Genomic DNA, 22,745 nt, shown 5'->3' with positions numbered 1-22,745 from the left:
ATCGACATATTTATAGCTTTTTAGGTTAATTGCAGTATGGGATAAATCAACATTTTTTAAACATAGCTGACACTTTTCATAAGAATTATTATTATGTTGCAGGTCAGCAAAACTTTGGCTGTTTGTTCCGTCGCCTTGGCGGGGCTATCCGTCGCTTTGGCCTTTCTTTCCGTCGCTCTGACTTCTTTCCGTCGCCTCGGCCATTCTTTCCGTCGCTTCAGCCCTTCTTTCCGTCGCTCTGATTTCATTCCGTCACTTCGGCCTTTCTTTCCGTCGCTTTGGCCCTTCTTACCGTCGCTCTGACTTCTTTCCGTCGCTTCGGCCTTTCTTTCCGTCGCTTCGGCCTTTCTTTCCGTCGCTTTGGCCATTCTTTCCGTCGCTCTGACTTCTTTCCGTCGCTTCGGCCTTTCTTTCCGTCGCTTTGACTCTTCTTACCGTCGCTTCGGCCTTTCTTTCCGTCGCTCTGACTTCTTTCCGTCGCTTCAGCCTTTCTTTCCGTCGCTTTAGCGCTTCTTTCGTCGCTCTAGCTTTTCTTTCCGTCGCTCTGATTTCTTTCTGTCACCTTGGCCCTTCTTTCCATCGCTCGGACTCTCCGCCTTTCCATAGAACAAAAAAAAGCGAGAATCCCCTTTGTTAAAGAGAATTCTCGCTTCATATTGTTTATGCAATTGTATAAGCCTTTTGTACTTTTTCGATTGTTTCCTCAGCAATTTGACCATTTGAATATAAATAAGCAATCGTTTCGCCAGCAAGTACTTGGTCGCCTTTTTTGGCAATCAATTGAATACCAGCATCATAATCAAGTGCTGATTCCTTCGTTAATCGACCTGCGCCAAGACCAACGCTAGCTTCTCCGATTAATAGTGCATTAATCGTCCCTACAGTACCTTCAGTAGGTGCTTTGACAGCTACTTTGTTTGCTGTATCTTTTTGTACGATATCTGCTAAATCGCCGCCCTGTGCTACGATAAATTCCTCGAATTTTGCAGCGGCTGAACCATCCTCTAATACTCGTTTAACAGCTGCTGTTGCTTCAGCCTCATTCACTCCAGCTGCAACTTGGTACATTAGTGAAGAGATAATAATACATTCTTCAAGCAGATCCTCGTGCGTTTCGTCCATACGTCCACTTAATAAAGCAACTGCTTCTACTACCTCAAGCTTATTGCCAATCATTTTACCAAGTGGATTATCCATATCACTAATATGCGCTACTACTTTACGCCCTAGCTTTTCACCGATTGCAGTCATCGTTTCAGCTAAAACTTGAGCTTCTTCTTGTGTTTTCATAAATGCACCTGAGCCACATTTAACATCTAGCACAATGCCGTCTGCACCACTTGCTATTTTTTTACTCATGATAGACGCGGCAATAAGTGGTGTAGAATCGACAGTACCTGTCACATCTCGCAACGCATATAATTTTTTGTCAGCAGGTACAAGATTACCTGTTTGACCAGCAACTGCAATTTTATGTTTATTGACATTGTCGATAAATTCTTGTGATGAAAGTTCTGTTTTTAAGCCACGAATTGATTCTAATTTATCGATTGTACCACCTGTAATGCCTAGACCTTTACCACTGAATTTCGCCACAGGAATATCTAGTGCAGCAATGATCGGCGTAACAATTAGTGTAACTTTATCGCCTACACCGCCTGTTGAGTGTTTATCAATTTTAAACCCTTCAATAGATGATAAATCAATAACATCTCCAGATTCTATCATTGCCTTTGTTAAATAAAATGTTTCATCATATGTCATGCCCAATAAACGGATCGCCATTAATAGGGAACTTGCTTGGTAATCAGGAATTGCACCAGTAGTGTAACCCTCTACAAAATACTGAATTTCATCCTGTGATAGCTCCTTGCCTTGCTTTTTCTTTTCAAACAACTGTGCCATATTCATATCAATAATCCCCCTTACTTCAGATCATTTAAGAAGCTTTTACCAAACATTGGTGCTTCTACATTGAAGTTTTCTGCAACTGTTGCTGCAATATCTGCAAAAGTATCACGAAGTGCTAGCTCACTACCACCATTAAAGCGTGGTGAATAAACAATTAACGGTACATATTCACGTGTATGGTCTGTCCCAGGGAATGTTGGATCATTTCCGTGGTCCGCTGTAATGATTAGTAGATCATCTTCTGTCATTGCCTCAGTAATTTCTGGTAAACGTGCATCAAATTCTTGTAGTGCGTTACCATAGCCTAGAGGATCACGACGATGCCCAAAATTCGCATCGAAGTCCACTAAGTTTAAGAAGCTTATACCATGGAAATCACGACGTACTACCTCTGCAAACTTATCCATACCATCCGTATTATTTTTCGTACGTACTGCATCAGTAACGCCTTCACCGTTGAAAATATCAGAAATTTTCCCGATCGCTATAACATCTAAACCTGCGTCCTGTAAGACATTCATCGTTGTACGACCAAATGGCTTTAACGCATAGTCATGACGATTAGAAGTACGTGAGAAGTTTCCTGGTGTACCGATAAATGGACGAGCAATAACACGACCAACTAAATATTCTGGTTGTAATGTTAGCTCACGAGCAATTTCACAAATTTTATATAATTCCTCTAATGGAATAATTTCCTCATGTGCAGCAATTTGCAAAACAGGGTCAGCAGATGTATAGACAATAATCGCTCCTGTCTCCATATGCTCCTTGCCAAAGTCATCGATTACTTGTGTTCCGCTTGCAGGTTTATTGCAAAGAACTTTGCGGCCTGTACGTTTTTCAAGCTCTGCAATAAGCTCAGCAGGGAATCCCTCTGGATACACCTTAAACGGTTTATCAATATTTAACCCCATAATTTCCCAATGCCCTGTCATCGTATCTTTACCAACAGATGCTTCTTGCATTTTTCCGTAGAATGCTTTTGGTTTGTCAGTAGCCTGTATACCTTGTAATGGTTCAATATTTGCTAAGCCGAAAGACTCCATATGTGGCATTGTAAGCCCATTCATTTTTTCAGCGATATGTCCGAGAGTATGTGAACCTACATCTCCAAAATCCGCTGCGTCTGGAGCTTCACCAATTCCAACTGAGTCCAATACTACTACATGGATTTTTTTAAATGGTTTATTCATAATTTTGCCTCCTACTCTTATGTCTCTATTTTACCAAAAAACAGCGAAAAATAAAGGTCAGACCTCCGACTAACCAATAATTTTCAAGCGCGTGGATGAAATTGCTTATAAACCTCTGATAGTCGGGATTTACTAATATGTGTATAAATTTGCGTTGTGGAAATATCGGCATGTCCTAACATCTCTTGTACCGCTCGCAAATCAGCACCGTTCTCCACTAAATGTGTTGCAAAAGAATGGCGTAATGTATGTGGCGTTAATTCATGTTTTATGCCTGCTTTTAAAGCATGCTCCTTCATTAATTTCCAACAACCTTGCCTTGTTAAACGTTTTCCTCTTTGATTGATAAAAAAAGCTTCTGTTTTTGGATATTTCCCTTGTAATTGACTCCGTGCGCCATCTAAATAAGTACTTAATGCAGAAAGGGCGCTTTTTCCAAGAGGAATGATACGCTCCTTGCCTCCCTTACCAAAAACGCGTACAAAGCCCATCGTTAGGTGAATATCAGCTAAATCCAATGCAATCAGCTCACTAATGCGCATCCCTGACCCATATAATAGCTCTAGCATTGCCACATCCCGAATGCCCTGAGGTTTGCTGCGATTTGGTGCTGCTAATAAAGCTTCAATTTCTTCAATCGAGAGGACATTGGGTAGCTTTTGCTCAATGATTGGCATTTCTAAATGAACTGTCGGATCTGTTTCGGCTCGCTTTTCTCGAAGTAAAAATTGGTGAAAACTACGAATAGAGGAGATATGACGGGCAACAGTACGACTTGTCTTTCCTTGCATTCGCAACTGCTCTAAATGACGCAAAATGGTCGTCCGTTCCACTTTACGAAAGTCAGACATTCCTTCCACTTCCCGCAAAAAATTCACGTAATTATCTAAGTCTCGGCGATAGGATGCTAATGTATTATCAGATAATTGTCGTTCTACTTGGATAAAATGGATATAATCCTCTATTGCATATTGAAATTCATTCATCACAGCGCCCCCTTAACATTCTACTATCTTCCATATTAACATGTTCAATAAACCAAATGCTTACTCTACAAAAAAAACCTCCCTTCACGCATCGTGTAAGAGAGGTAGTCCATTTATTTTTTTAATTGATACTGTCGCAAAAAACCTCCAGCGACAAAACTTGCAGAAGAGACGATCAAAATAAGTAAAGATGTCAAGATTATTTCAAATGAAAACGAATACTGGACTAATCCATCGGAAGCTATAATATCGAGTTGAATATTCACAAAATAAATAATCATTAACTGTAGCGCCGTAAACATACCTGCAAAAATCAAACATTCTTTCCATTTCATACGGTGGACAATATATAATATATAGCCAGCTGCACCAATCAATAAGATCGTGATTAGTACTAATATAAATGATGGCAATACCGAAAATTTACCTTCTTCAAATAAACTATTAAAAAAGTAAGAATTATCTACGCCAGATTTATCGTTCCCAAAAAGGCTGTAAGATACGCTCTCTGTAAGACCTTCCAACGATAGATTCATATGTAGCTTTGAAAAAAACGTACAAATCCAATTCCAAGTACCCATATAAATACTACCAAAAATCGAAAGAGTTCCAACTAATTCCTCTGGCGCTTCTGATTCTAAAACCTTTTTATCCAAACTAAAATAAATGTTTGAGAAATTAATAAGTAACCCAATACATGTAATTGCCACAGAAAACATAGCATACTGCACATATTTTACTTGATAGCTCAATTTTTCAATAATAGATTTATTAAAATAAGTTAAAATTGCAGTAAACCCAAATATGACAATTGATAAAATAGTCGCTGACAGAATCATATCCAAAGCAGAATAATTCATTGTAGCCTCCATCATAAATAACCCTGCTTGACCAATCCTTGCATTGAAATTTGACATGACAGAGATAACTAACATGACAATAACATACACAATTGTAGAATAAACAATTCCTTGATATAAAGGCCAATTATTTTTCCGTGCCAGAATACCGTAAATAACACCGCCTATTGCTAAAGCAATTAAAGGAATGAACATTAGCCCAAATAACACATTGTCCATAGATATATTCAAAGAATTATGAGTATACCCTGCATCTATACCAACATTCCATTCTGCTTTAACATTATGAAGCACTGTCACTAAGCTTGGAAGTGAGAGTATTTTGGGTATACTTAGGTTGATACCAAACTCCTCATATATCTTACCCTCTAGCTCTGAAGGGTCACTCATAATTGCTTTAACTATAGCTGTTTCTTCTTGATCTAGATCAGCTGTTACTACATCTAATATGCTACTTTTCACAAAGAGAGTAAACAAAAATAATAATAAAATGGACACAACAATTGGAACAAAGAATAATGGGTTATTTTTAAAGAAATTCACTTTTTCTTTTGAGACAGCCTTTAAATCTTGACCTTTCATTTTCCCCATGTTTGGTACATTCACATTTTTTAACGTTTCGCTTATCACTTTATTAAATGTCGTTTTTTGCTCGACTTTTTTAATGGTTATCGAGCCACATTGACTACAAAACGAACCTGATTCTTCGTTTTTTGTGCCACAAGATAAGCAAAAATCATTCGTTGCATAAGTATATTTAAATGGCTCATGCTCAATAATTCCATCTGTCTTGGGGCAATATGTAAAATAATTAGGGTGTTGCTCATGACAATGCCTACAAGTCATTATACTGCCCCCTGTTTCATACCACAGCATGGGCAAAATAGAGCTGATTCATGTATTTCTTCCGAACAGCTTTGACATGACTTATATACAGTATTTGGATCAACATAAGTAGGATTCAGTGTTCCGCAATTCCCGCAGAATTTTGCATTCTCACCAAGTGATTGCATACATTTTGAACACTGTTGTGATGCCGCATTGATATTTGTTATCTGCTTACCATATCGATATATTAAGCGATCCTGCGACGCAATTTCAAAAGAAATTTCTGATAATTCATCATGATTGAGTTTTTTGTTTAATAATTGCGAATGAACCAATTCTCCTAATCTAATAATCAGTTCCATACGCTTATCTTTAACCAATTTTAACCCATTTTTTAAATCCTTTAACTCCATTGTACTTATATCTTTCATATCAATCATTTACGCACTTCCTTCACAATTTCTATTGTTATCCATTTAATAGTATCCATTTTTTATTATTTTTTCAATAAGTTATTCTTTATTCTTCCTTTTTACATGGTATATTTATATTATATTTACAAAAAAGGAGTTTTATAATGCGTGAATGTCAGAGTTGTGGAAAACAAGCAATATCGAATGAGAAATTTTGTTTAGAATGCGGTACTAAACTCCCATCTATTCATTCTGAGGAGACAGAAGTTGTAGAAAATATCCAAAAAGAAGATGGAAAACACGAACAAACCTATTTCTCTAAAACATCCCCCAAAAAAGGACCTATGAGCACAACAAAAAAGGTTATCATTAGTAGTATTGTCGCTATACTAGCACTGCTTATTGGTGGGCATTTTATCATTAAAAGCCAGTTAGACCCTAAAAAACAGCTAGCTAATCTAAACAATTCTTTTTCTGAAGAAAATTATGAACAATTCGCCCAATCATTCAATTTTCCTGATGAAACAATCATTGATGATAAAGCATTTTACAAGTATATGAAGGATCAAAATTGGACAAAAAATATTAATCCTGAGCTAGAAGAAAAGTTGAATGAAATAATAAAAAAAGGATATACCGACCCTATAACAAATAAGGATGATTCAAAATTAATTACTATAAAAGAAAACAATTTCTTATTATTCTACAAAAAATATACATTTGATATTCAGCCAATTGAATTAAGTGTACATACTAGTAGTCCTGTTAAACTTGACACAAAATTTAAAATAGGAGAATTGGTCTCTACTGATCTATCTGATGACACAAAAAAAATTGGTAAGTTCGCTCCTGGTATTTACTCTTATAGTTTAACGTTAAAAGATGAATATTTTCAAAATGAAATCAAAGATCAGCTAATGATTTCCAATAATGAAGAGAACAGACAGATGCTTTCTTTAGATCTTGCAGATTATCAGGTACATCTTACATCTGATATTGAAGATGCAATTGTATTTATCAACGGAAAAAGTACTGACAAAAAAGCACAAGATGTTAAACTTTTCACTGCAAAACTAGATGATACTGTTAAAGTATATGCTGTTAACAAAGGACAAGATGGTCAAGAAGAAAAATCCGAAATCATTACACTAAATAATACAAACCATCATCTTAAATTTGGCTCTATACAAACTAAAGAAAGAGCTGAGGCAGAAAAAAAAGCAAATCAATTAGCAATGGCAAATTTCTTATCCGAATATGAAGACACGGCTCGCTCTCTCTACTATGATTTTCGTAATAACTACAAGTACGCTTTAGACAATGCTGATTTTAGTTATGTTCAGGATTATTTTTTAGAGGGTACACAAGTACGTAAAGATTACAGTAAATTCGTAACGGATCATAACACATTTGAATACTATTCCTATGATTTCAAATCTAATATGATAGACAAGATATATGCTACGGATCCATCCACAATCATTCTTGATTCGACGGAAATTTTTGATTTTTACCTAACAGAAGATGGTACTTGGTCATACCAGCGCGAAAAACGTTACACAATGAAAGTATCAAATGATAGATTACTGATTACAGACATCCAAGACCGTTCAAAAGTTATTAAAACTAAAATTTCAGATTAACTAAACACCGGCCAATAAAAAAATGTCCCAAAAAGTTTTATGACTTTTTGGGACATCTTTTTTCACTTCTCTTCTGATACTTCGTCGTTTTTATCATGACAGCGCCAGCAAATGCCGTGGAAAGTTAGTCGGTGATCTTTTATAATAAAATTCCAACGTCTTTCAACAACGGCTTCCACATCTTCAAGTAAATCTTCCTGAATTTCATCAACCGCACCACATTCGATACAAACAAGATGATGGTGGAAATGCGCAGCTCCCTCTTGGCGTAAATCATAGCGCGAAACGCCATCGCCAAAGTTGATTTTGTCGACAATTTTGAGCTCAGTTAGTAATTCTAACGTTCTATAGACAGTCGCAAGACCAATTTCTGGTGCCTTTTCTTTTACTAAAAGGTAAACATCTTCTGCACTTAGGTGGTCTTCCTCGTGTTCAAGCAGTACAGCAACTGTTGCTTCTCGCTGCGGCGTCAGCTTGTAACTAGCACTATGCAACTGTTTTTTTATACGATCAATTCGGCTCTCCATGTGACGCCCCCCTAAACTCTTTCCATTATACCAAAGGAGTAAATCCTATTACAAGATAGTGAATAGATTTCAAATATGCTTTTGTATTTTTTTACCTGATGCTAAATTTTCGTAGCTCATCACCATAATATGCGGTTGGTTTAACAAATGTCATCCACAGCTTTTGGTGATAAGCCACTTTCAAAGTGTAATGATCAATTTATTACATAAGAAATAACTATAAACTCAGCCACTATTATGATGAAAAATGCGAAAAAATTCAACAAAATTGTCCGACCATGTATCATTTTCCCGATTTTTCTCTTAGACCAGGCTGGTACAAGTAAATTACATAGGACTAGCAACAATATACAATAGATGAGCTGAAATGGAAACCACCAAATCGTATAAACCCAGAAAGCCTCAAGTTTTTGTAATAAAAAAACCGAGCTAAAGCCAAAAAAAGTTGCACGTATCGCCACCGTTACACGTACTAAAACCTTCAGGACACTATGTGTTGCAAGCAATAGTACAAGAGCGATTGAAACAGCAACAGGTAACACTAAACGAAATAGAGAATGCCTGTCCCCATCTATTAAACGAGGCTCTATAAATGAAATAAAAGGCTCTGCATTCGGCCCACCAATAATATGAAATAAGATAACGCCACAAACGAAACTCACTGCAATGATGGATGCGTGATAAAATATAGACACCGTACGAGACATAAACATGCTCCTTTTCTATCAAGGTTTGTACAGCTTATGCTCGTCCGCTTCTATTATGCTAAAGATTATTATCTTATTGTGCTGCTAGCCAAAGTACTGCAAACGCTGTCTTAGCGTCGTATATACGCTCATCTGCAACCATTTGCCCCGCCTCTTCCAACGAAACTTCTACTAATTCGACAAATTCATCCTCATCTAAATCTGCCTTGTTTTCTATTGTATATAAATCTTTTGCCACAAATAGATGGATGATCTCATCTGCGAAGCCTGGGGATGTTGCAAACGCTTGTAAATAAGTTAAGCTTTGTGCACCGTAACCTGTTTCTTCCTCTAATTCACGCCGTGCCGTCACAACTGGCTCCTCACCAGGTTCAAGCTTACCAGCTGGAATTTCAACAATTGAACGTTCTAAAGCTTTGCGATATTGCTCCACTAATACTAACTTTCCTTCATCGGTAACAGCAATAACTGCCACTGCACCAGGATGCTTAATAATTTCTCTTTTTGCAACATTACCATTCGGTAAAGTGACATCATCAACTTGTAGTTTCACAATTTTCCCGTCATAAATGGGTGTAGTCTTTGTCGTTTTTTCTTCAAACTTTTTCATTGACTATTACCTCGCTTGTTCTTCAGATATGTTCATTGTACCATTACAAGTAGAGAAATCGAAGGAGGGCATTAGTATGAAAAAAAGACAGCTTGGCTCAAGTGAATTGCTTATTTCAGAAATTAGTTTAGGGGGCATGTCTCTTTCGACAGATAAGAAAAAGGCTGCTGATATCGTCGATATGGCACTAGATGCTGGCATTAATTACATCGATACAGCTGATTTATATGATTTTGGGGCAAATGAAGAAATGATCGGAGCTATTTTAGGAAAGCGTCGTCAAGATGTAATAGTCGCGACGAAAGTTGGTAATCGATGGACAGAAGGAGTAGAAGGTTGGCATTGGGATGCATCCCCTTCTTATATAAAGGAAGCTCTACACGCTAGCTTGAAACGGCTAGGTACTGACTATATTGATGTTTATCAGTTACACGGTGGTACTATTGAGGACGATTGGGATGGCATTATCGACACATTTGAAGATTTGAAAAAGGATGGCTTAATCCGAGAATATGGTATTTCCTCTATTCGACCAAATGTACTAAAGCGTTTTTTACCAGCAAGTTCTGCAAAAAGTGTCATGATGCAATATAGTGCTTTAGATCGTCGTCCAGAGGAATGGCTCAACTTTATCGCAAGTGAAGGGGCTTCCGTAGTAACACGTGGGACTGTTGCAAAAGGTTTACTAACAAATAGCTGGAAAGAACGTTTACAGCGTGTCAATGGCTTTAACACTTATACAGCGGACGAATTAACAACAACATTACCAAGCTTATCTTCACATTATGACGATTTACATGCACTAGCACTTGCCTTTAATCTAAAGGAACCTACTATCGCCTCAACAGTGATTGGTGCAAGCTCACAGGAACAGCTGGCGCAAACACTTGCTGCCTATGAAAAAATGGATTCGATAACAGATTTTAAAGCAGTCAAAGAGCTAACTAAAGCAGAACAATATATGGATCACCGATGAAAAAATGGCTTATATTATTAGCATTTTTAGTAGTACTTGCGATTTCCTCTAGTATGACCTATGAACAACAGTCAATTATTCCTGAATTAGAGCAAATATTAGCAAATAAGCCGTTTGAAAAGCAATTATCTGTGTTAAAAATCCCTTATTGGGACACCGTTGTTTCCGTTGAAGAGCGTGGTTATTTTAAGTTTGTAGAATTTTTAATTCGGAAATTCACGCATTTTGCTGGATTCGGCTGCATCGCACTTGGTATTTACTTCGCATGGGGAAAACGTCGATTCGCCGCAAGTATCGCTATTGCCGGGACAGCTCTTATAGCAATGCTTGATGAGTTACGTCAAAGCTTTACACCCGGACGCACGATGAGCGGACAGGATGTTATTTTGGATACAGCTGGAGCGATTGTTTTTGTTGGGATTGTAGTGTTGGTGAGGAAGATTTTTAAAAGACAAAGGGCTCTACTCTGTAAAATTAAAGACAAGTGAATGTATTATAAAACAGTAATATCAAGAGATTGTCTTTAATGTCACACATTATATTAAATAATTAGTACATCACTCATATATAGTGGTGTACTCCCAAAGACTGATTCTTGCTGAACAGTATATTTCAGAAAACGAAAATGGGTTACAGCTCATTTTGAATCATTTAAGTAGTAAAAAGAGACAGCGATTGCTGTCTCTTCTTCAACTAAAGCACTCCGTTAGTTGAATTGGATTTTTTTAATATTTTCATTAGGTACTCCTGTTTCTATGTAACTTCGTATCAATTTCCAATCATCGTTTTCTTTCTTTTTAAACGTTTGAAAAAATAAGCTAACATTCTCTAACTTCTTTCCACCGATAATTAATGTAGCAGACAAGATAGCCATAACTTCATCTTCTCGTAAAGGAACTATTGAAATTTCATTTAAATCCCATTTACTTTCTTTTTCTTTTGCGAAATTAAAGCCTTGTTCCCAACCAATTATCGACTCTTCATAACCAAAATCTACTAATTCGCCACTTGAAACCTCTCTTGCTTTATAATCCTTGGAAATTATATTTTTCAAGTCTGTTAATGATGAATTTCTCCAAACTTCTAGATACAATTCAAGAAACTTGCGAAATGAATTATTTTCCATAAAAAAATCCTCCCAATATAATGATTCTTATTCAACTAAACTGCTCCGTTAGTTTAAGTGTAATCCTTCACAAATAAAATCTATACTAATTAAGAACGCATTTAAACAAACTTGTCTAGCTTGTCCCAAAAAGAAAAAGGGCTGACACCTTATTAAAGTACCAACCCAAAATATAAAGATTTTAATTATCTTAATGCAGCCTTCCAAGCATCATAAAATTCTTTAACCGTTGAATAACGTTTATCTCTTTCTTCCTCGACAGCTTTAATTACTACTTCATACAAGTTCTTATTAGCTTCCCACTTTGAAATTGAGTGAACCATTTCCCCACCTAATAAACCAAATGCTATGGCACCCATTGTGAATACATTGGTTTTTGAATCAATAGGACTACCTAGATTAAACTCCTCTGGAGATTTACTCCTTGTAGCACCCCAGAAATGTTCACCTAAATCATTAATAGAAGGTGATTTACGATAAAAATCTATATCACATATTTTTGTTTTATGATTTTTAAAATCGTATAAAATACTCCCATCATAAAAATCTACGGCAACAAATCCTTGTGATTCTACATACGTATGGAAAGAAAAAATGGTATCAAGGGCATCCAAACGTTTATTGATATCAAGATTTTTAAACCGATAGAAAGGTGACTCAGGGTTAGTATATTTAGCCCTTCCACCAAAAGACCAATGAGAATGTAAGCATTCACCTTCGAACCAATCAAATACTACTGCATACCCATTTTCAATAGTGAAATGGTCAACCAATTTTATTAAATTTGGATGTTCTAACTTTTTATAAACTGGTACCGCCTTTATCAAACGGGCTACTGCATCTTTTGGATTACCAGAAAAGTCCATCGGTTTAGCCCCAGCATATTTGACAAAGAACTTTTTGTTGTTTTTTTCTACTCCGAAACTAATGTTTCCTGAATCTTGTTCATCGAATACACAAAAAACATCTCCTATTTTTTTTAACCAAAAAAAATTATGTTCCTCTTGTAACTGGAAACTTACTTTGTCCATTGATATTGTTATTAAATTTTGTTGCTTTACATTTATCAAAATTATGTCCCCCTATTTAAAGGCTTCACGTAGTTTATAGGGGTAATGATACGTTCACCTTTTTAATAATACCCCATTAAGTCTCATCGTTATTTTCATAGAACAACGCCTCCTTCCATTCCATTAAAGAAAATTATACCATTTTACCATTCATATACATTGTATCTTTCGTGAAATTCTTTTTATTTTGTCAATTATTCTTCTTCAGCTAAACTGCCCCTTTAGCTACATAACAAAAGGACTCCCCCCTTTTTCAAGGAAAGCCCCTAGGTACAATACTGCTTTACTTAATTAGTAAATTAACAAATCTTTTAATTATTCATTAGAGATCTCATAGTACGTATCATAAAGGTTTTTATAGTTACCTTTTAGCTTATTAATATTAGTAGAATCATTTGAAATAATATCAATAACATCACTACTTACATATAATAAATATTCATTGGAATAGAATGAAATATATGCTCCTGTTAATCCTTTTTTAACATTAAAACAGTAATTATATACATCTAAAGGATCTAAGTTTTTTATAGAAGCATAAATTACTCCATCATTTGTATCGCCTTCTAATACTACATCCTCTTTCCAATTTTTCAAATGAATAATTTGACCAATCTTTGTTTTGGCTGACTTACGTTTTTTATTGAAAATATATTCAGAAACAAAGATAGCATTAATATCTTTATTTCCATTAAATATTTGATTAATAATTAATTGTAGGTTAACACTACTTAGCTTCTCAATATCAAATCGTATCCGATTGTCTTCATGGACTTGGAAAAAAGGTGTTACTTGAGTACAGTCAAAATCAATATTAAAGTCTTTTAATTTTACCAAAGTGTATCAATCTCCCTATTTAATTCGGCATCATAGTTCAGCTTAAAAATAACGTATTATAATGTTGCTCATTGTATATAGGATACTGATCTATTAAGTGTATTACTTTGACTCTTGACTTTTAATAAAATTTAAAGAGTTCTCTTTGTCTTTTTTATAATCTTATTCGAATCTCCAGAAATATAGTTCTTCAGATTCTGAATATAACGTTGCACCTGCTTTTTGTAATACCTTATGTGAGGCAATATTATTTTTATCAGTATCAGCAACCACATACTTAACATTAGATTGACGTAGTAACCAATCTTTCATCATCCTAACAGTTTCCGTCATGTATCCCTTTCCCTGATATTGTGGAAATGTATAATACCCGATTACGACTTCACCCTGCTCATTCGGTAGACCTTTTAGCATAATGCCACCAACGATACAGTTTTTTTCTTTCGATACGATTAACCAATTTGTGTACCAAATATAATTTTCCTCATCTTCTAATACTTTCGATAGTCTAAATTTCAAAGCTTGTCTTAGTTCTTCATCAAGAAAAACTTCTTTACTATTTAATGACAACTCTATTTCCAATGTTTCTTCTTCATTAATTAGTAAGTCTAAATACTCTGCATTTAATGGGATTAATCTTAATCTTTTAGTGCTTAATTCAATCATTTTTTCTCTCCTATCATAGATTGTAACTAAACTATTAAGAGATATATGTATTGGCAGCGTCTCCCGTTTTTAAATTTTTAAATAAAGGATAGCACTCTTTTATCCTTGTATTTAAAGGTGATTAATTTTATCATTCAAGGAATATAATGTAAATAATTTCATCTTCACAACTAATTGTTCCGATAAATCTCGAAATCTTTCCGATAAATAAAATATCCCTCCTCGAAAAGTTGATAATTTGAGGAGGGTTTATATGATTATTTATTTTCTACTGGTTTCCCGTAAGTTTGGAATCGTTCTAACATATATGTCATTTCTTGATCATCTAAAATAACTGGTGTGCCAATAGATCTAGCACGAATATATACTTCTGCACATAGTTCTATTTCTTCAGCGATATTAAAGGCTTCTTCCACATTTGCACCCGCTGCTAACAAACCATGATTAGCAAGCAAAACTGCTTTCGAATCTTCCATTGCTATAAGTGCATTTTCCCCGAGTTCTGGTGTACCAAAACTTGCGTACTCAGCACATTGAACTGCTTTACCAGCTACTGCAACCAAATAAGAGACTGCAGGTAAGGGTTCACGTAAACAAGAAAGTGTTTTGGCAAAAATAGAATGTGTATGCACAACCGCTTTAAGTTCAGGGCGCCTTTTATACACCATTGTATGCATCGCCCATTCACTAGAAGGTTTATGATGCCCCTCGATTACATGCCCTTCTAAATCAATCAAAACGATATCAGCAGCGGTTAGTTCCTCGTAGGGGATACCACTTGGACTTATGGCGACGCAATTTTCAGAAGGAACATAGATACTAATATTTCCGCCAGTTCCTTTTGTTAATCCATTTCGAATCATTAATTGACAATGACGAACAACTTTTTCTCGCTCCGTTTGAAGTCTCATCTAATTCCACCTTTCCTATTGCTCTATCACAATATGGTGACGCTTATTTTTTTCGCACAATGCGTAAATCTAAATTACTTTTCAAAAATTCATTTACGACTTCTTGTTGTTCGTCGTTAAATGGTTTTATTTCATCAACGATAATTGTAGAAATAGCATCGGCTGGCATGACTTGGAATAGTTTTTTGACGCCAACCTTGCTCTGATCAACAAGTGCTATTACCTCATTAGATTTGTGAATCATTGCTTGTTTAGCTTCGCCCTCATCAATTGTTGAGTCTGTTAATCCTTCTTGTAATGTCAAGCCCCTTGCAGAGATGAACAGTTTATCGATATTGATAGATTCCATATATTTCTTCAATGACGTTCCCATCGTTGAAATAGAGTTCGGACGTACATAACCGCCGAGTAAAATCGTCGTCACTTCACTCGATATTAAATCGAGGGCAACGCTTATATTATTCGTAACTACTGTTATATTCTTGATCCCTTTAATCAATTTTCCGACTTCTGCTGCCGAAGTACTTGCATCGATACCCACTACGTCCCCATCTTGAATTAATGTAACCGCTTCTTGAGCCATTAATTGCTTAGCTTCTAAATTTTCAGATGCGCGTAAATTTAAATTATCTTCAACAAAGGATTTTTGGATAGGCTTTGCGCCGCCCAACACACGAATTAATAACCCTTCACTTTCCATCTTTTCTAAATCGCGTCGAATCGTCATCTCAGACACTTGAAATCGTTCACTTAAATCTGAAATCTCTACGTAATTTTTTTGGTTCACTAGTTTATTAATTTCATCTTGTCTTCGTTTAAGAGAATTTGTCATGCGTGTCATCCTATCTTTGATTAGTTAAAAATTGCACGCACCTTTTCTTCTGTCGGGTGTTCGATAATCCCTTTTTCTGTGACAATCGCTGTTATGAGTGCAGCAGGTGTCACATCAAAGGACGGATTATACACCTTTACATCAGCTGGCGCGATGTATTGTCCTGTTGGTTTTAACACTTCATCTACACTACGCTCTTCTATCGGGATATTTGCACCAGTTGGGCAATGTAAATCAATCGTCGGTGTAGGTGTCGCTACATAAAAGGGAATATTATAATATTTAGCTAAAATAGCCACACCGAGTGTCCCAATCTTGTTAGCAACATCGCCATTTGCAGCTACACGATCACAGCCAACAATGACCCCCTGCACTTTGCCTTGTGCCATCACCGTCGCTGCCATATTATCCGTAATCAACGTAACATCAATACCAGCATTAAAGAGTTCAAAAGATGTAAGCATAGCACCTTGGAAACGAGGTCTTGTCTCGTCAGCAAATACTTTAAAACTCATCCCCCGCTCCTTTGCCAAATAAAAAGGAGAAGTCGCTGTGCCATATTTTGTTGTAGCCAGAGCCCCAGCATTACAATGAGTTAGTACCCCTTGACCATCTTCCAAAAGCGTCAATAAATGTTCACCTATGGAACGATTAATCTCGATATCTTCAGTATGAATAGCAATCGCTTCTTGTAATAAAATGTCCTGGAATATTTCTAAATCATTCGTCTCTAACTCTATTTGCAAGGCTCTCTGTTCCATTCTTTCTAAAGCCCAGAATAAATTGACAGCTGTAGGACGAGATGTTGCTAAATACTGTACTTGCTTTTGTACCTCTTCCTTTGCCGCTCTAACAGAACCTTCATAGTGCTGAATCGCCACATATACCCCGTAAGCTGCTGTTACACCTATAGCCGGAGCCCCTCGTACAATCATTGTATGAATAGCATTCCATACTTTTTCTACAGTTTGGACTTCTACATACACAATGTCATTTGGCAATTTTGTTTGATCTAGTAGAATGAGTGTATCTTTTTTCCATTCTATTGTATTCAATTCCATTAAATCAACACCCCATTCTTATATTTGTGTAATAGCTTAATATAGCCTTGAATATGGCTGATTTCCTTATTTAAAATACACTCTTTCGCAACCTTTAAACAACGTCTTTCGGCTGTTATACGAGCATCAATTGGTTCAATGGTCGTAATATCTGCTACTTTGGCTAAGCCAATTATACGACGGTTCATTTCAATCCCTGCAATTGCAAAAGCATCTCGACTGATTCGTTCCATATAGTTATCGAGTAAAGCCGAGTAGACAGCAAACTGCTCCGTTGATGTGGCTAAGATATTTCGTGCCTTCTTCTGGAATAATTGAATAGTAGATAGTAATGTTTCTTCAATCCACGAAACAAATTCGTCTTCTTCGTAAGCTAATCCTCTTGTCCAGGCAAATGTTAGGTTAGCGATTAAATTTCCCACATCATAACCTATAGGTCCATAAAAGGCGAATTCTGGATCAATAACCTTCAATGTTTCATCATTAATAAAAATAGAGCCTGTATGCAAATCACCATGTAAAAGCGCTTGCGCCTCTGTTAAAAATTGCATTTTCCGTTTAGCAACTTCTAAATGTAAATCTGTATCCTCGTATACATACGAATGTATCCACTCTTCATTTCCAGCCGTTAAAATATTTTGCTTTTTGAAATCAATATAAGGCTCCGTATAAACTAGATGTTCTGTAATTTCACACAGCTCAGGGTTGATGAATCGCTTTTGACATTCTTTTTTCTTTTTTGGATCTAGTAAAAAATCCGTTGTTCGAATAAGATTTTCCGCCATAAAAGTAGAGATTAACTCGGCGAAATGATCATACGTTTTAAATACGTTCAATTGCTTTCTCATAATCTCAAAATCTTTTAAATCTTCCATTACGCAACAACTCATAACTTCATCAAACAATAAAATTTCTGGTACAAGGGAAGGTGTAAGGTCACCCTCAATTAATAATGCTTCTGTTTCTATTCGATTTCGATCTGTAGATAGCACGAAATCCTCAGAGATACGAGCTTGTGGACCAGCTTGTTTGACGATGACAGAGTCACCTTGCTCATTTTTCACACGAAATACATAATTTAAATTGCCATCACCAATTTCGTCACTATGTAGCGTTCCACTAAAACCTTTAATTTTTACTTGTACATAGCTTTTAATATCTTCTTCGTTCATTAAAAAATATTTGGAATACATAACAATAACCTCCTATTTTTTTCTACTGTAATACGTTGAAGCTAGCGCAAATGCTAAAACAAGTCCTTTGATAATATTTAAAGAATAGTAAGGAACTGATAACATTACTAATCCATTTTCTAAAATACCGACTAATGCGGCTCCGAATAATGTTCCAATGGCATTTGGTTTGCCATGACCAGCGAATGATTGCCCTATAAAAGCAGCAGCAACAGCTGGCATTAAATAACCTGCACCTGCATTGATTTGTGCAGACCCGATTTGAGACGCGAGCAATAGCCCACCAATCCCGGCTAAAACTGCTGAAAAAATATAAGCTAACATTTTATAACGGTTGACAGGAATCCCCGATAATTTTGCGGCTTCTTCATTACCACCAACAGCGTATAAAAATCGTCCATGTTTGGTGTATGTTAAAAATACATGTACTAACATAACGATGAACAACATGATTAAAATAATCCAAGGTGTCTTACTTAACAATAAGAAGAAATCCGAAATTCTACCTTCTGTTGGTGTCCCATCTAAACGAGGCATACCAACAGAGATTGAACCGCCCCCTGTATAGGTCATAGCAACGCCTTCAACAATAAACATAGTTGCTAATGTGGCAAACAGATCGGGTATTTTCACTTTTACAATTAAAAACGCATTAAATAGTGCTACACAAAGAACGGCTAAAATAGCAACCAAAATGGATACACCTGTTGGCAGGCTAAACCATACAAACATAGATACAACAACTGAATTCGCCAATGTGGCTGTCGAACCAATCGATAAGTCGAAACCATTAACAGATAAAGAAACCGTTAATCCAACTGCTATTATCGTAACGATTGAAATACTTCTTAAAATATTTAAGACATTATTTGTTTGCATAAAATTAGGAATAGTAACAGTGAAAACAATAATCAATAAAATAACTGCTAGTACAATGGCCCAATCCTTAATAAATAAAAGCGTTCGGTTGTTTTTACGCTCTTGCATACGCTTCGCCTCCAGTAGCATAGAACATAACTTCATCTTCTGTCGTTTCGCTAGTGACTAACTCTTTCACAATTTTCCCGTCGTACATTACGTAAATTCGATCAGTAATTAACAAAATTTCACTTAATTCACTCGTCGCATAGATAACGCTCTTTCCTTCTTTTGCCTGCTCATCAATTAGATTAAAAATATCGCTTTTAGCTCCAACATCGACGCCTTTTGTAGGTTCGTCAAACAGAAGAATTTCTGCATCGGTCATTAACCATTTACCAATTGCGATTTTCTGTTGATTACCACCAGAAAGATTCGCTACCTTTTGATGTTCGTTCGGTGTTTTAGCACCTATTTTTTGAATCATCGATCGAGCAGCCTCTCGTTCTTTCGCTTGTTTAATAAAGCTGCCTAAACATGTGAATGGTTGTAAATTGGCCACCGATAAATTTTTGAATATCGGTTCTTCAACAAATATCCCTTCTTTCCGACGTTCTTCAGGAATTAAACCGAAATGGTTTTTAACAGCATGGTAGGGAGTTAGGTTTTTAATAGGTTTTCCATATAATTCAATGGAACCCGCTTTAATATTAGACATGCCAAATATCGCTTTGCATAATTCTGTTTTTCCAGCTCCAACTAAGCCAGCAAGACCAATAATCTCATGTTTATTGACATGAAAAGATACGTCATTAACTAAGCCTGAATCGTCGAAAAGATGGTTGACCCGTAAGGCTAATTGTCCTTTTTCTTTTAATTGTTTGTGATGAACTAAATCAAAAGTTTTACCAAGCATTTGCTCGATAACTTGATTTTGAGTAATCCCTTCAATTAAGCTTTCTTTTACAATTTTGCCGTCTTTCATAATGGTGATTTTTTCGCAAATTTCAAATAGCTCTGGTATCCGGTGAGAGATAAAGACAATTCCAAGATGATGATTTTTAACTAAATCTCGGACTATAGAAAACAATTTCTCAGTTTCTGCTTGGCTTAAAGGGGCGGTAGGCTCATCTAATATTAGAAATTTTCTCTCATGAATTAATGCCCGCGCTATTAACACCATTTGTTTATCCGCTAAAGAAATATCCTGCACCTTTTTTTCAATATTTAACTCAATACCAATCCGATCTAACACATCCTTTGCACACTGACGGATCTTTCGCCAATTGATAATTGACTTTTTATCGAATATCAGTTGATCTAGCATAATGTTCTCTGCAACACTTAAATAGGGTATTAACGCTGTATCTACTTCTTGATAAACAATATCTATACCTAATTCCTTTGATTTTTTCGCATCAGTAATAGAAACTAGTTCACCGTTTATAAAAATATCACCGGTATAATGCGGATAGGCTCCTGAAAGAATTTTCATTAGAGTTGATTTACCAGCCCCATTAGCACCTATGACAGCGTGAATCGTGCCTGATTCTAATTGGAAATCGACATTACTTAAGGCTTTCACACCGGGAAATTCAATTGAAATTTTTTTCATCTCAATGACTGTCTTGGCTTTCATAACAAATACCCCTTTCACATTAAGGTAAAAGAAAACGTCTTATTGAAAACAAGACGTCATCTTTGTATTATTTTGAATAGTGTTCACGTAATGTTTTCATCCATTCCTCATCAAAATCAGTAGATACGCCCCAGCCATCAATAATTTCATTTAGATTGAGCATCGTTGTGTTATCTTTTAAATCACTTTGTTTAATTAATTTTGCATCTAAATCATACTCTGCAGGAGTTTCTTCACCCGCTAATTTTTTTGCCATTAAACGCATATTCATACGACCAATTAGCGCTGGGTCTACAGCAGCTGTCGAAATCCATTGACTATTATCTTCTTTCATTAAGTTAATATCTTGGTTCGATACATCGATTGAAACCAATTTAATGTCTGAACGATTGTTATCTACTAATGATTTATAAGCCCCTTTTGCTAACTCATCCCACGAGCCCCAAATAGCATCTACTGTACCTTCTGGATATTTTGCTAAAACGGCATTCACTTTTGCAGCAATGTCACCTTGAATATCTTGGAAATTAGTAGGTCCAATTGTTTCTAAAGTGACAATTTCACCCTTATCCTCGAACTCTTTATATATTTCCTGACGTCTATCTAAAGGAGATAAACCTCCAAACCATAGTTTAATAACCTTTACGGGCTCCTTACTTAAATCCGCAATTTCTTGAAGAGATAAACGTGCTAACTCATAATCATCTTGGAATGTTGCAGTAACACCATCTAAACTCTGACCATTCTTTTTAGCGACAGTATCAAATAATGTCACTTTAATTCCTTTATCAACAGCAGGCTTAATCATGTCATATGAATAATCTTCTTTTCCGTGCGAAATAATAATACCGTCATAGTCTTGCTGTGTAATTTGTGAAACTAATTCTTGGAACTTAGCATCATTATTTTCAACTATATTCGTATCCACTTTGAACCCCAAAGCTTCGCCTTCCTTACGTGCACCATCTAAAAATTGCTTCGTATGATCATCTGAAGCTAGATTACGTAAAACAGCAATTTTTTTGCCGTTTTGTACTCCTTCAGGCACACCTTCAATAATTTCATTCGTGTCACTTCTAGCATCATTCCCGTTATCATTACTACAAGCTGCCAAAACAAACATTCCCACAAGCAACATCAACGAGACTCCAAATCTTTTCATGAAAATCCCCCTTTTCTATTAAAAAATGATATAAAACTCTTGATTAAGCATCAATTTCACAATAATCATATTATTCAGAATATTTTTTGTCAACTCAAATTGTTAAATAAAATCATTATTTAGTTATTTTTTTTCATTAATAATTCCATTTTGTTTATTTCAAACGGAATTACAAATCAAAACGTTTATTATTTCACAATACAGAAGAATATATAAAATCAACTCTTTTATCTTCGTGAGTAATACAGATCTATTTGGTAGTTTTCACGATTCTCAAATTAAATAATAATAAAACTGTTTTTAAAAATAGTATTTGGCAACAATTATTTCTTTTGCTAATTGTTCCGATAAATCTTAGAATCTTTCCGATAAAACATAAAATTGTTCCGATAAATCTAGAAATCTTTCCGATAAAACATAAAAACAGTGAATCCGCATTTGGATTCACTGTTTTTAAATTTAAAATTTGGAGCCTTTATCGCCGTATTCGTTTAGTAGTTCTTCAAACGATTTGTTTTTTTCGCGTTGTTTGCGCTCAAAGGCTAGCTTTGCTTGGCGCTCTTCTTCAGCGGCTTGTTCTTTCACTGTTAAATCTTGCTTTGCAGCTTTTAATTTGGCTAGCACGTCACCGCCTAGCTGATCGGCTAATGTCACTGCCTCCTGCTTTGGTAGACTAGCTGTCACGCTACTATCTACACGTTGCTGCTGTTTTCTTTTCTTTCCCATTGCAATT

General features: G+C 35.8%; 24 protein-coding genes. 3 read left to right on the top strand and 21 right to left on the bottom strand.

Annotated elements, in window-relative coordinates; translation table 11 throughout:
• Positions 1-56: 56 nt before the first annotated feature.
• The 6 genes from ACFXN8_RS16510 to ACFXN8_RS16485 form a co-directional block, all read right to left on the bottom strand.
• Complete coding sequence (locus ACFXN8_RS16510) at positions 57-368, bottom strand: hypothetical protein (RefSeq protein WP_386846597.1); 312 nt, start codon at positions 366-368, stop codon at positions 57-59.
• A gap of 292 nt (positions 369-660) precedes the next feature.
• Positions 661-1,911, bottom strand: coding sequence for a thymidine phosphorylase (locus tag ACFXN8_RS16505; protein WP_386846595.1), 1,251 nt, complete (start codon positions 1,909-1,911; stop codon positions 661-663).
• A gap of 14 nt (positions 1,912-1,925) precedes the next feature.
• On the bottom strand, positions 1,926-3,107 hold the full coding sequence (deoB, locus tag ACFXN8_RS16500) for a phosphopentomutase (protein ID WP_386846593.1): 1,182 nt from the start codon (positions 3,105-3,107) through the stop codon (positions 1,926-1,928).
• 83 nt (positions 3,108-3,190) lie between these two features.
• Positions 3,191-4,093 carry a site-specific tyrosine recombinase XerD gene (gene xerD, locus ACFXN8_RS16495; RefSeq protein WP_386846591.1) on the bottom strand — a complete coding sequence of 301 codons (903 nt, stop codon included), beginning with the start codon at positions 4,091-4,093 and terminating at the stop codon, positions 3,191-3,193.
• A 113-nt stretch (positions 4,094-4,206) separates the two neighbouring features.
• Entirely contained in the window at positions 4,207-5,799 is a 1,593-nt protein-coding gene (locus ACFXN8_RS16490) for a hypothetical protein (protein ID WP_376069669.1), read from the bottom strand.
• The gene (locus ACFXN8_RS16485; RefSeq protein WP_376069667.1) at positions 5,799-6,221 is read right to left on the bottom strand and encodes a zinc ribbon domain-containing protein; all 423 of its coding nucleotides are present in this window, start codon (positions 6,219-6,221) and stop codon (positions 5,799-5,801) included. Before ACFXN8_RS16485 ends, ACFXN8_RS16490 begins: the two co-directional genes overlap by 1 nt.
• A gap of 137 nt (positions 6,222-6,358) precedes the next feature.
• On the opposite strand from ACFXN8_RS16485, the gene ACFXN8_RS16480 reads away from it, so the two are divergent.
• Positions 6,359-7,837 (top strand): TcaA NTF2-like domain-containing protein, encoded by a 1,479-nt coding sequence (locus ACFXN8_RS16480; RefSeq protein ID WP_386846588.1) that lies wholly within the window; start codon positions 6,359-6,361, stop codon positions 7,835-7,837.
• Positions 7,838-7,899: 62 nt separating this feature from the next.
• Here the strand turns inward: ACFXN8_RS16480 and fur are convergent, their stop codons facing one another.
• The 3 genes from fur to ACFXN8_RS16465 form a co-directional block, all read right to left on the bottom strand.
• Positions 7,900-8,364: a ferric iron uptake transcriptional regulator gene (gene fur / locus ACFXN8_RS16475; RefSeq protein WP_079560689.1), complete on the bottom strand. Its 465-nt coding sequence runs from the start codon at positions 8,362-8,364 to the stop codon at positions 7,900-7,902.
• 194 nt (positions 8,365-8,558) lie between these two features.
• Positions 8,559-9,071, bottom strand: a complete 513-nt coding sequence (locus ACFXN8_RS16470; protein ID WP_376069660.1) for a hypothetical protein — start codon at positions 9,069-9,071, stop codon at positions 8,559-8,561.
• Between the two features lie 73 nt (positions 9,072-9,144).
• Complete coding sequence (locus ACFXN8_RS16465; RefSeq protein WP_376069657.1) at positions 9,145-9,681, bottom strand: NUDIX domain-containing protein; 537 nt, start codon at positions 9,679-9,681, stop codon at positions 9,145-9,147.
• A gap of 76 nt (positions 9,682-9,757) precedes the next feature.
• On the opposite strand from ACFXN8_RS16465, the gene ACFXN8_RS16460 reads away from it, so the two are divergent.
• Both ACFXN8_RS16460 and ACFXN8_RS16455 read left to right on the top strand, forming a co-directional pair.
• Positions 9,758-10,657, top strand: coding sequence for an aldo/keto reductase (locus ACFXN8_RS16460; RefSeq protein WP_386846585.1), 900 nt, complete (start codon positions 9,758-9,760; stop codon positions 10,655-10,657).
• Complete coding sequence (locus ACFXN8_RS16455; RefSeq protein WP_386846583.1) at positions 10,654-11,145, top strand: VanZ family protein; 492 nt, start codon at positions 10,654-10,656, stop codon at positions 11,143-11,145. The genes ACFXN8_RS16460 and ACFXN8_RS16455 overlap by 4 nt, the downstream gene beginning before the upstream one ends.
• Positions 11,146-11,363: 218 nt before the next feature.
• Here the strand turns inward: ACFXN8_RS16455 and ACFXN8_RS16450 are convergent, their stop codons facing one another.
• From ACFXN8_RS16450 to ACFXN8_RS16395, 12 genes are all read right to left on the bottom strand, one after another.
• Positions 11,364-11,783 (bottom strand): flavoprotein, encoded by a 420-nt coding sequence (locus ACFXN8_RS16450; protein WP_386846581.1) that lies wholly within the window; start codon positions 11,781-11,783, stop codon positions 11,364-11,366.
• A gap of 185 nt (positions 11,784-11,968) precedes the next feature.
• Positions 11,969-12,853, bottom strand: coding sequence for a protein kinase domain-containing protein (locus tag ACFXN8_RS16445; RefSeq protein WP_386846579.1), 885 nt, complete (start codon positions 12,851-12,853; stop codon positions 11,969-11,971).
• Positions 12,854-13,168: 315 nt separating this feature from the next.
• Entirely contained in the window at positions 13,169-13,690 is a 522-nt protein-coding gene (locus ACFXN8_RS16440) for a hypothetical protein (RefSeq protein ID WP_386846577.1), read from the bottom strand.
• A gap of 162 nt (positions 13,691-13,852) precedes the next feature.
• On the bottom strand, positions 13,853-14,356 hold the full coding sequence (locus ACFXN8_RS16435) for a GNAT family N-acetyltransferase (RefSeq protein WP_386846575.1): 504 nt from the start codon (positions 14,354-14,356) through the stop codon (positions 13,853-13,855).
• 257 nt (positions 14,357-14,613) lie between these two features.
• On the bottom strand, positions 14,614-15,267 hold the full coding sequence (locus tag ACFXN8_RS16430; RefSeq protein ID WP_376069635.1) for an L-fuculose-phosphate aldolase: 654 nt from the start codon (positions 15,265-15,267) through the stop codon (positions 14,614-14,616).
• Between the two features lie 43 nt (positions 15,268-15,310).
• A complete protein-coding gene (locus tag ACFXN8_RS16425) occupies positions 15,311-16,099 on the bottom strand; it encodes a DeoR/GlpR family DNA-binding transcription regulator (RefSeq protein WP_376069632.1) in 789 nt (262 codons plus the stop codon).
• 20 nt (positions 16,100-16,119) lie between these two features.
• Positions 16,120-17,160, bottom strand: coding sequence for an S-methyl-5-thioribose-1-phosphate isomerase (gene mtnA / locus ACFXN8_RS16420; protein WP_386846572.1), 1,041 nt, complete (start codon positions 17,158-17,160; stop codon positions 16,120-16,122).
• Positions 17,160-18,353, bottom strand: a complete 1,194-nt coding sequence (mtnK, locus tag ACFXN8_RS16415) for an S-methyl-5-thioribose kinase (RefSeq protein ID WP_376069627.1) — start codon at positions 18,351-18,353, stop codon at positions 17,160-17,162. The genes mtnA and mtnK overlap by 1 nt, the downstream gene beginning before the upstream one ends.
• 12 nt (positions 18,354-18,365) lie before the next feature.
• The gene (locus ACFXN8_RS16410; protein ID WP_386846569.1) at positions 18,366-19,340 is read right to left on the bottom strand and encodes an ABC transporter permease; all 975 of its coding nucleotides are present in this window, start codon (positions 19,338-19,340) and stop codon (positions 18,366-18,368) included.
• Positions 19,327-20,850 (bottom strand): sugar ABC transporter ATP-binding protein, encoded by a 1,524-nt coding sequence (locus ACFXN8_RS16405; RefSeq protein ID WP_386846567.1) that lies wholly within the window; start codon positions 20,848-20,850, stop codon positions 19,327-19,329. Before ACFXN8_RS16405 ends, ACFXN8_RS16410 begins: the two co-directional genes overlap by 14 nt.
• Before the next feature lie 67 nt (positions 20,851-20,917).
• Positions 20,918-22,012: a sugar ABC transporter substrate-binding protein gene (locus ACFXN8_RS16400; protein WP_386846565.1), complete on the bottom strand. Its 1,095-nt coding sequence runs from the start codon at positions 22,010-22,012 to the stop codon at positions 20,918-20,920.
• Between the two features lie 459 nt (positions 22,013-22,471).
• Positions 22,472-22,738 (bottom strand): YqkE family protein, encoded by a 267-nt coding sequence (locus tag ACFXN8_RS16395; RefSeq protein ID WP_079560678.1) that lies wholly within the window; start codon positions 22,736-22,738, stop codon positions 22,472-22,474.
• Positions 22,739-22,745 lie beyond the last annotated feature (7 nt).

This window comes from Lysinibacillus sp. NPDC059133, assembly GCF_042755925.1.
Lineage (GTDB): Bacteria > Bacillota > Bacilli > Bacillales_A > Planococcaceae > Lysinibacillus.
Note: the sequence above shows the minus strand (reverse complement) of the source record. Positions and strands in the feature narration are given on the sequence as shown.

Bases quoted from the DNA above. Each gene is read 5' to 3' on its own strand.
- ACFXN8_RS16485 (WP_376069667.1), bottom strand. From the start codon at position 6,221: ATGATTGATATGAAAGATATAAGTACAATGGAGTTAAAGGATTTAAAA.
- ACFXN8_RS16405 (WP_386846567.1), bottom strand. From the start codon at position 20,850: ATGAAAGCCAAGACAGTCATTGAGATGAAAAAAATTTCAATTGAATTT.
- ACFXN8_RS16480 (WP_386846588.1), top strand. From the start codon at position 6,359: ATGCGTGAATGTCAGAGTTGTGGAAAACAAGCAATATCGAATGAGAAA.
- mtnA (WP_386846572.1), bottom strand. From the start codon at position 17,160: ATGGAATTGAATACAATAGAATGGAAAAAAGATACACTCATTCTACTA.
- ACFXN8_RS16410 (WP_386846569.1), bottom strand. From the start codon at position 19,340: ATGCAAGAGCGTAAAAACAACCGAACGCTTTTATTTATTAAGGATTGG.
- ACFXN8_RS16470 (WP_376069660.1), bottom strand. From the start codon at position 9,071: ATGTCTCGTACGGTGTCTATATTTTATCACGCATCCATCATTGCAGTG.
- ACFXN8_RS16465 (WP_376069657.1), bottom strand. From the start codon at position 9,681: ATGAAAAAGTTTGAAGAAAAAACGACAAAGACTACACCCATTTATGAC.
- ACFXN8_RS16425 (WP_376069632.1), bottom strand. From the start codon at position 16,099: ATGACAAATTCTCTTAAACGAAGACAAGATGAAATTAATAAACTAGTG.
- ACFXN8_RS16400 (WP_386846565.1), bottom strand. From the start codon at position 22,012: ATGAAAAGATTTGGAGTCTCGTTGATGTTGCTTGTGGGAATGTTTGTT.
- ACFXN8_RS16455 (WP_386846583.1), top strand. From the start codon at position 10,654: ATGAAAAAATGGCTTATATTATTAGCATTTTTAGTAGTACTTGCGATT.
- ACFXN8_RS16435 (WP_386846575.1), bottom strand. From the start codon at position 14,356: ATGATTGAATTAAGCACTAAAAGATTAAGATTAATCCCATTAAATGCA.
- ACFXN8_RS16395 (WP_079560678.1), bottom strand. From the start codon at position 22,738: ATGGGAAAGAAAAGAAAACAGCAGCAACGTGTAGATAGTAGCGTGACA.
- fur (WP_079560689.1), bottom strand. From the start codon at position 8,364: ATGGAGAGCCGAATTGATCGTATAAAAAAACAGTTGCATAGTGCTAGT.
- deoB (WP_386846593.1), bottom strand. From the start codon at position 3,107: ATGAATAAACCATTTAAAAAAATCCATGTAGTAGTATTGGACTCAGTT.
- ACFXN8_RS16510 (WP_386846597.1), bottom strand. From the start codon at position 368: ATGGCCAAAGCGACGGAAAGAAAGGCCGAAGCGACGGAAAGAAAGGCC.
- ACFXN8_RS16450 (WP_386846581.1), bottom strand. From the start codon at position 11,783: ATGGAAAATAATTCATTTCGCAAGTTTCTTGAATTGTATCTAGAAGTT.
- ACFXN8_RS16430 (WP_376069635.1), bottom strand. From the start codon at position 15,267: ATGAGACTTCAAACGGAGCGAGAAAAAGTTGTTCGTCATTGTCAATTA.
- mtnK (WP_376069627.1), bottom strand. From the start codon at position 18,353: ATGTATTCCAAATATTTTTTAATGAACGAAGAAGATATTAAAAGCTAT.
- xerD (WP_386846591.1), bottom strand. From the start codon at position 4,093: ATGAATGAATTTCAATATGCAATAGAGGATTATATCCATTTTATCCAA.
- ACFXN8_RS16490 (WP_376069669.1), bottom strand. From the start codon at position 5,799: ATGACTTGTAGGCATTGTCATGAGCAACACCCTAATTATTTTACATAT.
- ACFXN8_RS16460 (WP_386846585.1), top strand. From the start codon at position 9,758: ATGAAAAAAAGACAGCTTGGCTCAAGTGAATTGCTTATTTCAGAAATT.
- ACFXN8_RS16505 (WP_386846595.1), bottom strand. From the start codon at position 1,911: ATGAATATGGCACAGTTGTTTGAAAAGAAAAAGCAAGGCAAGGAGCTA.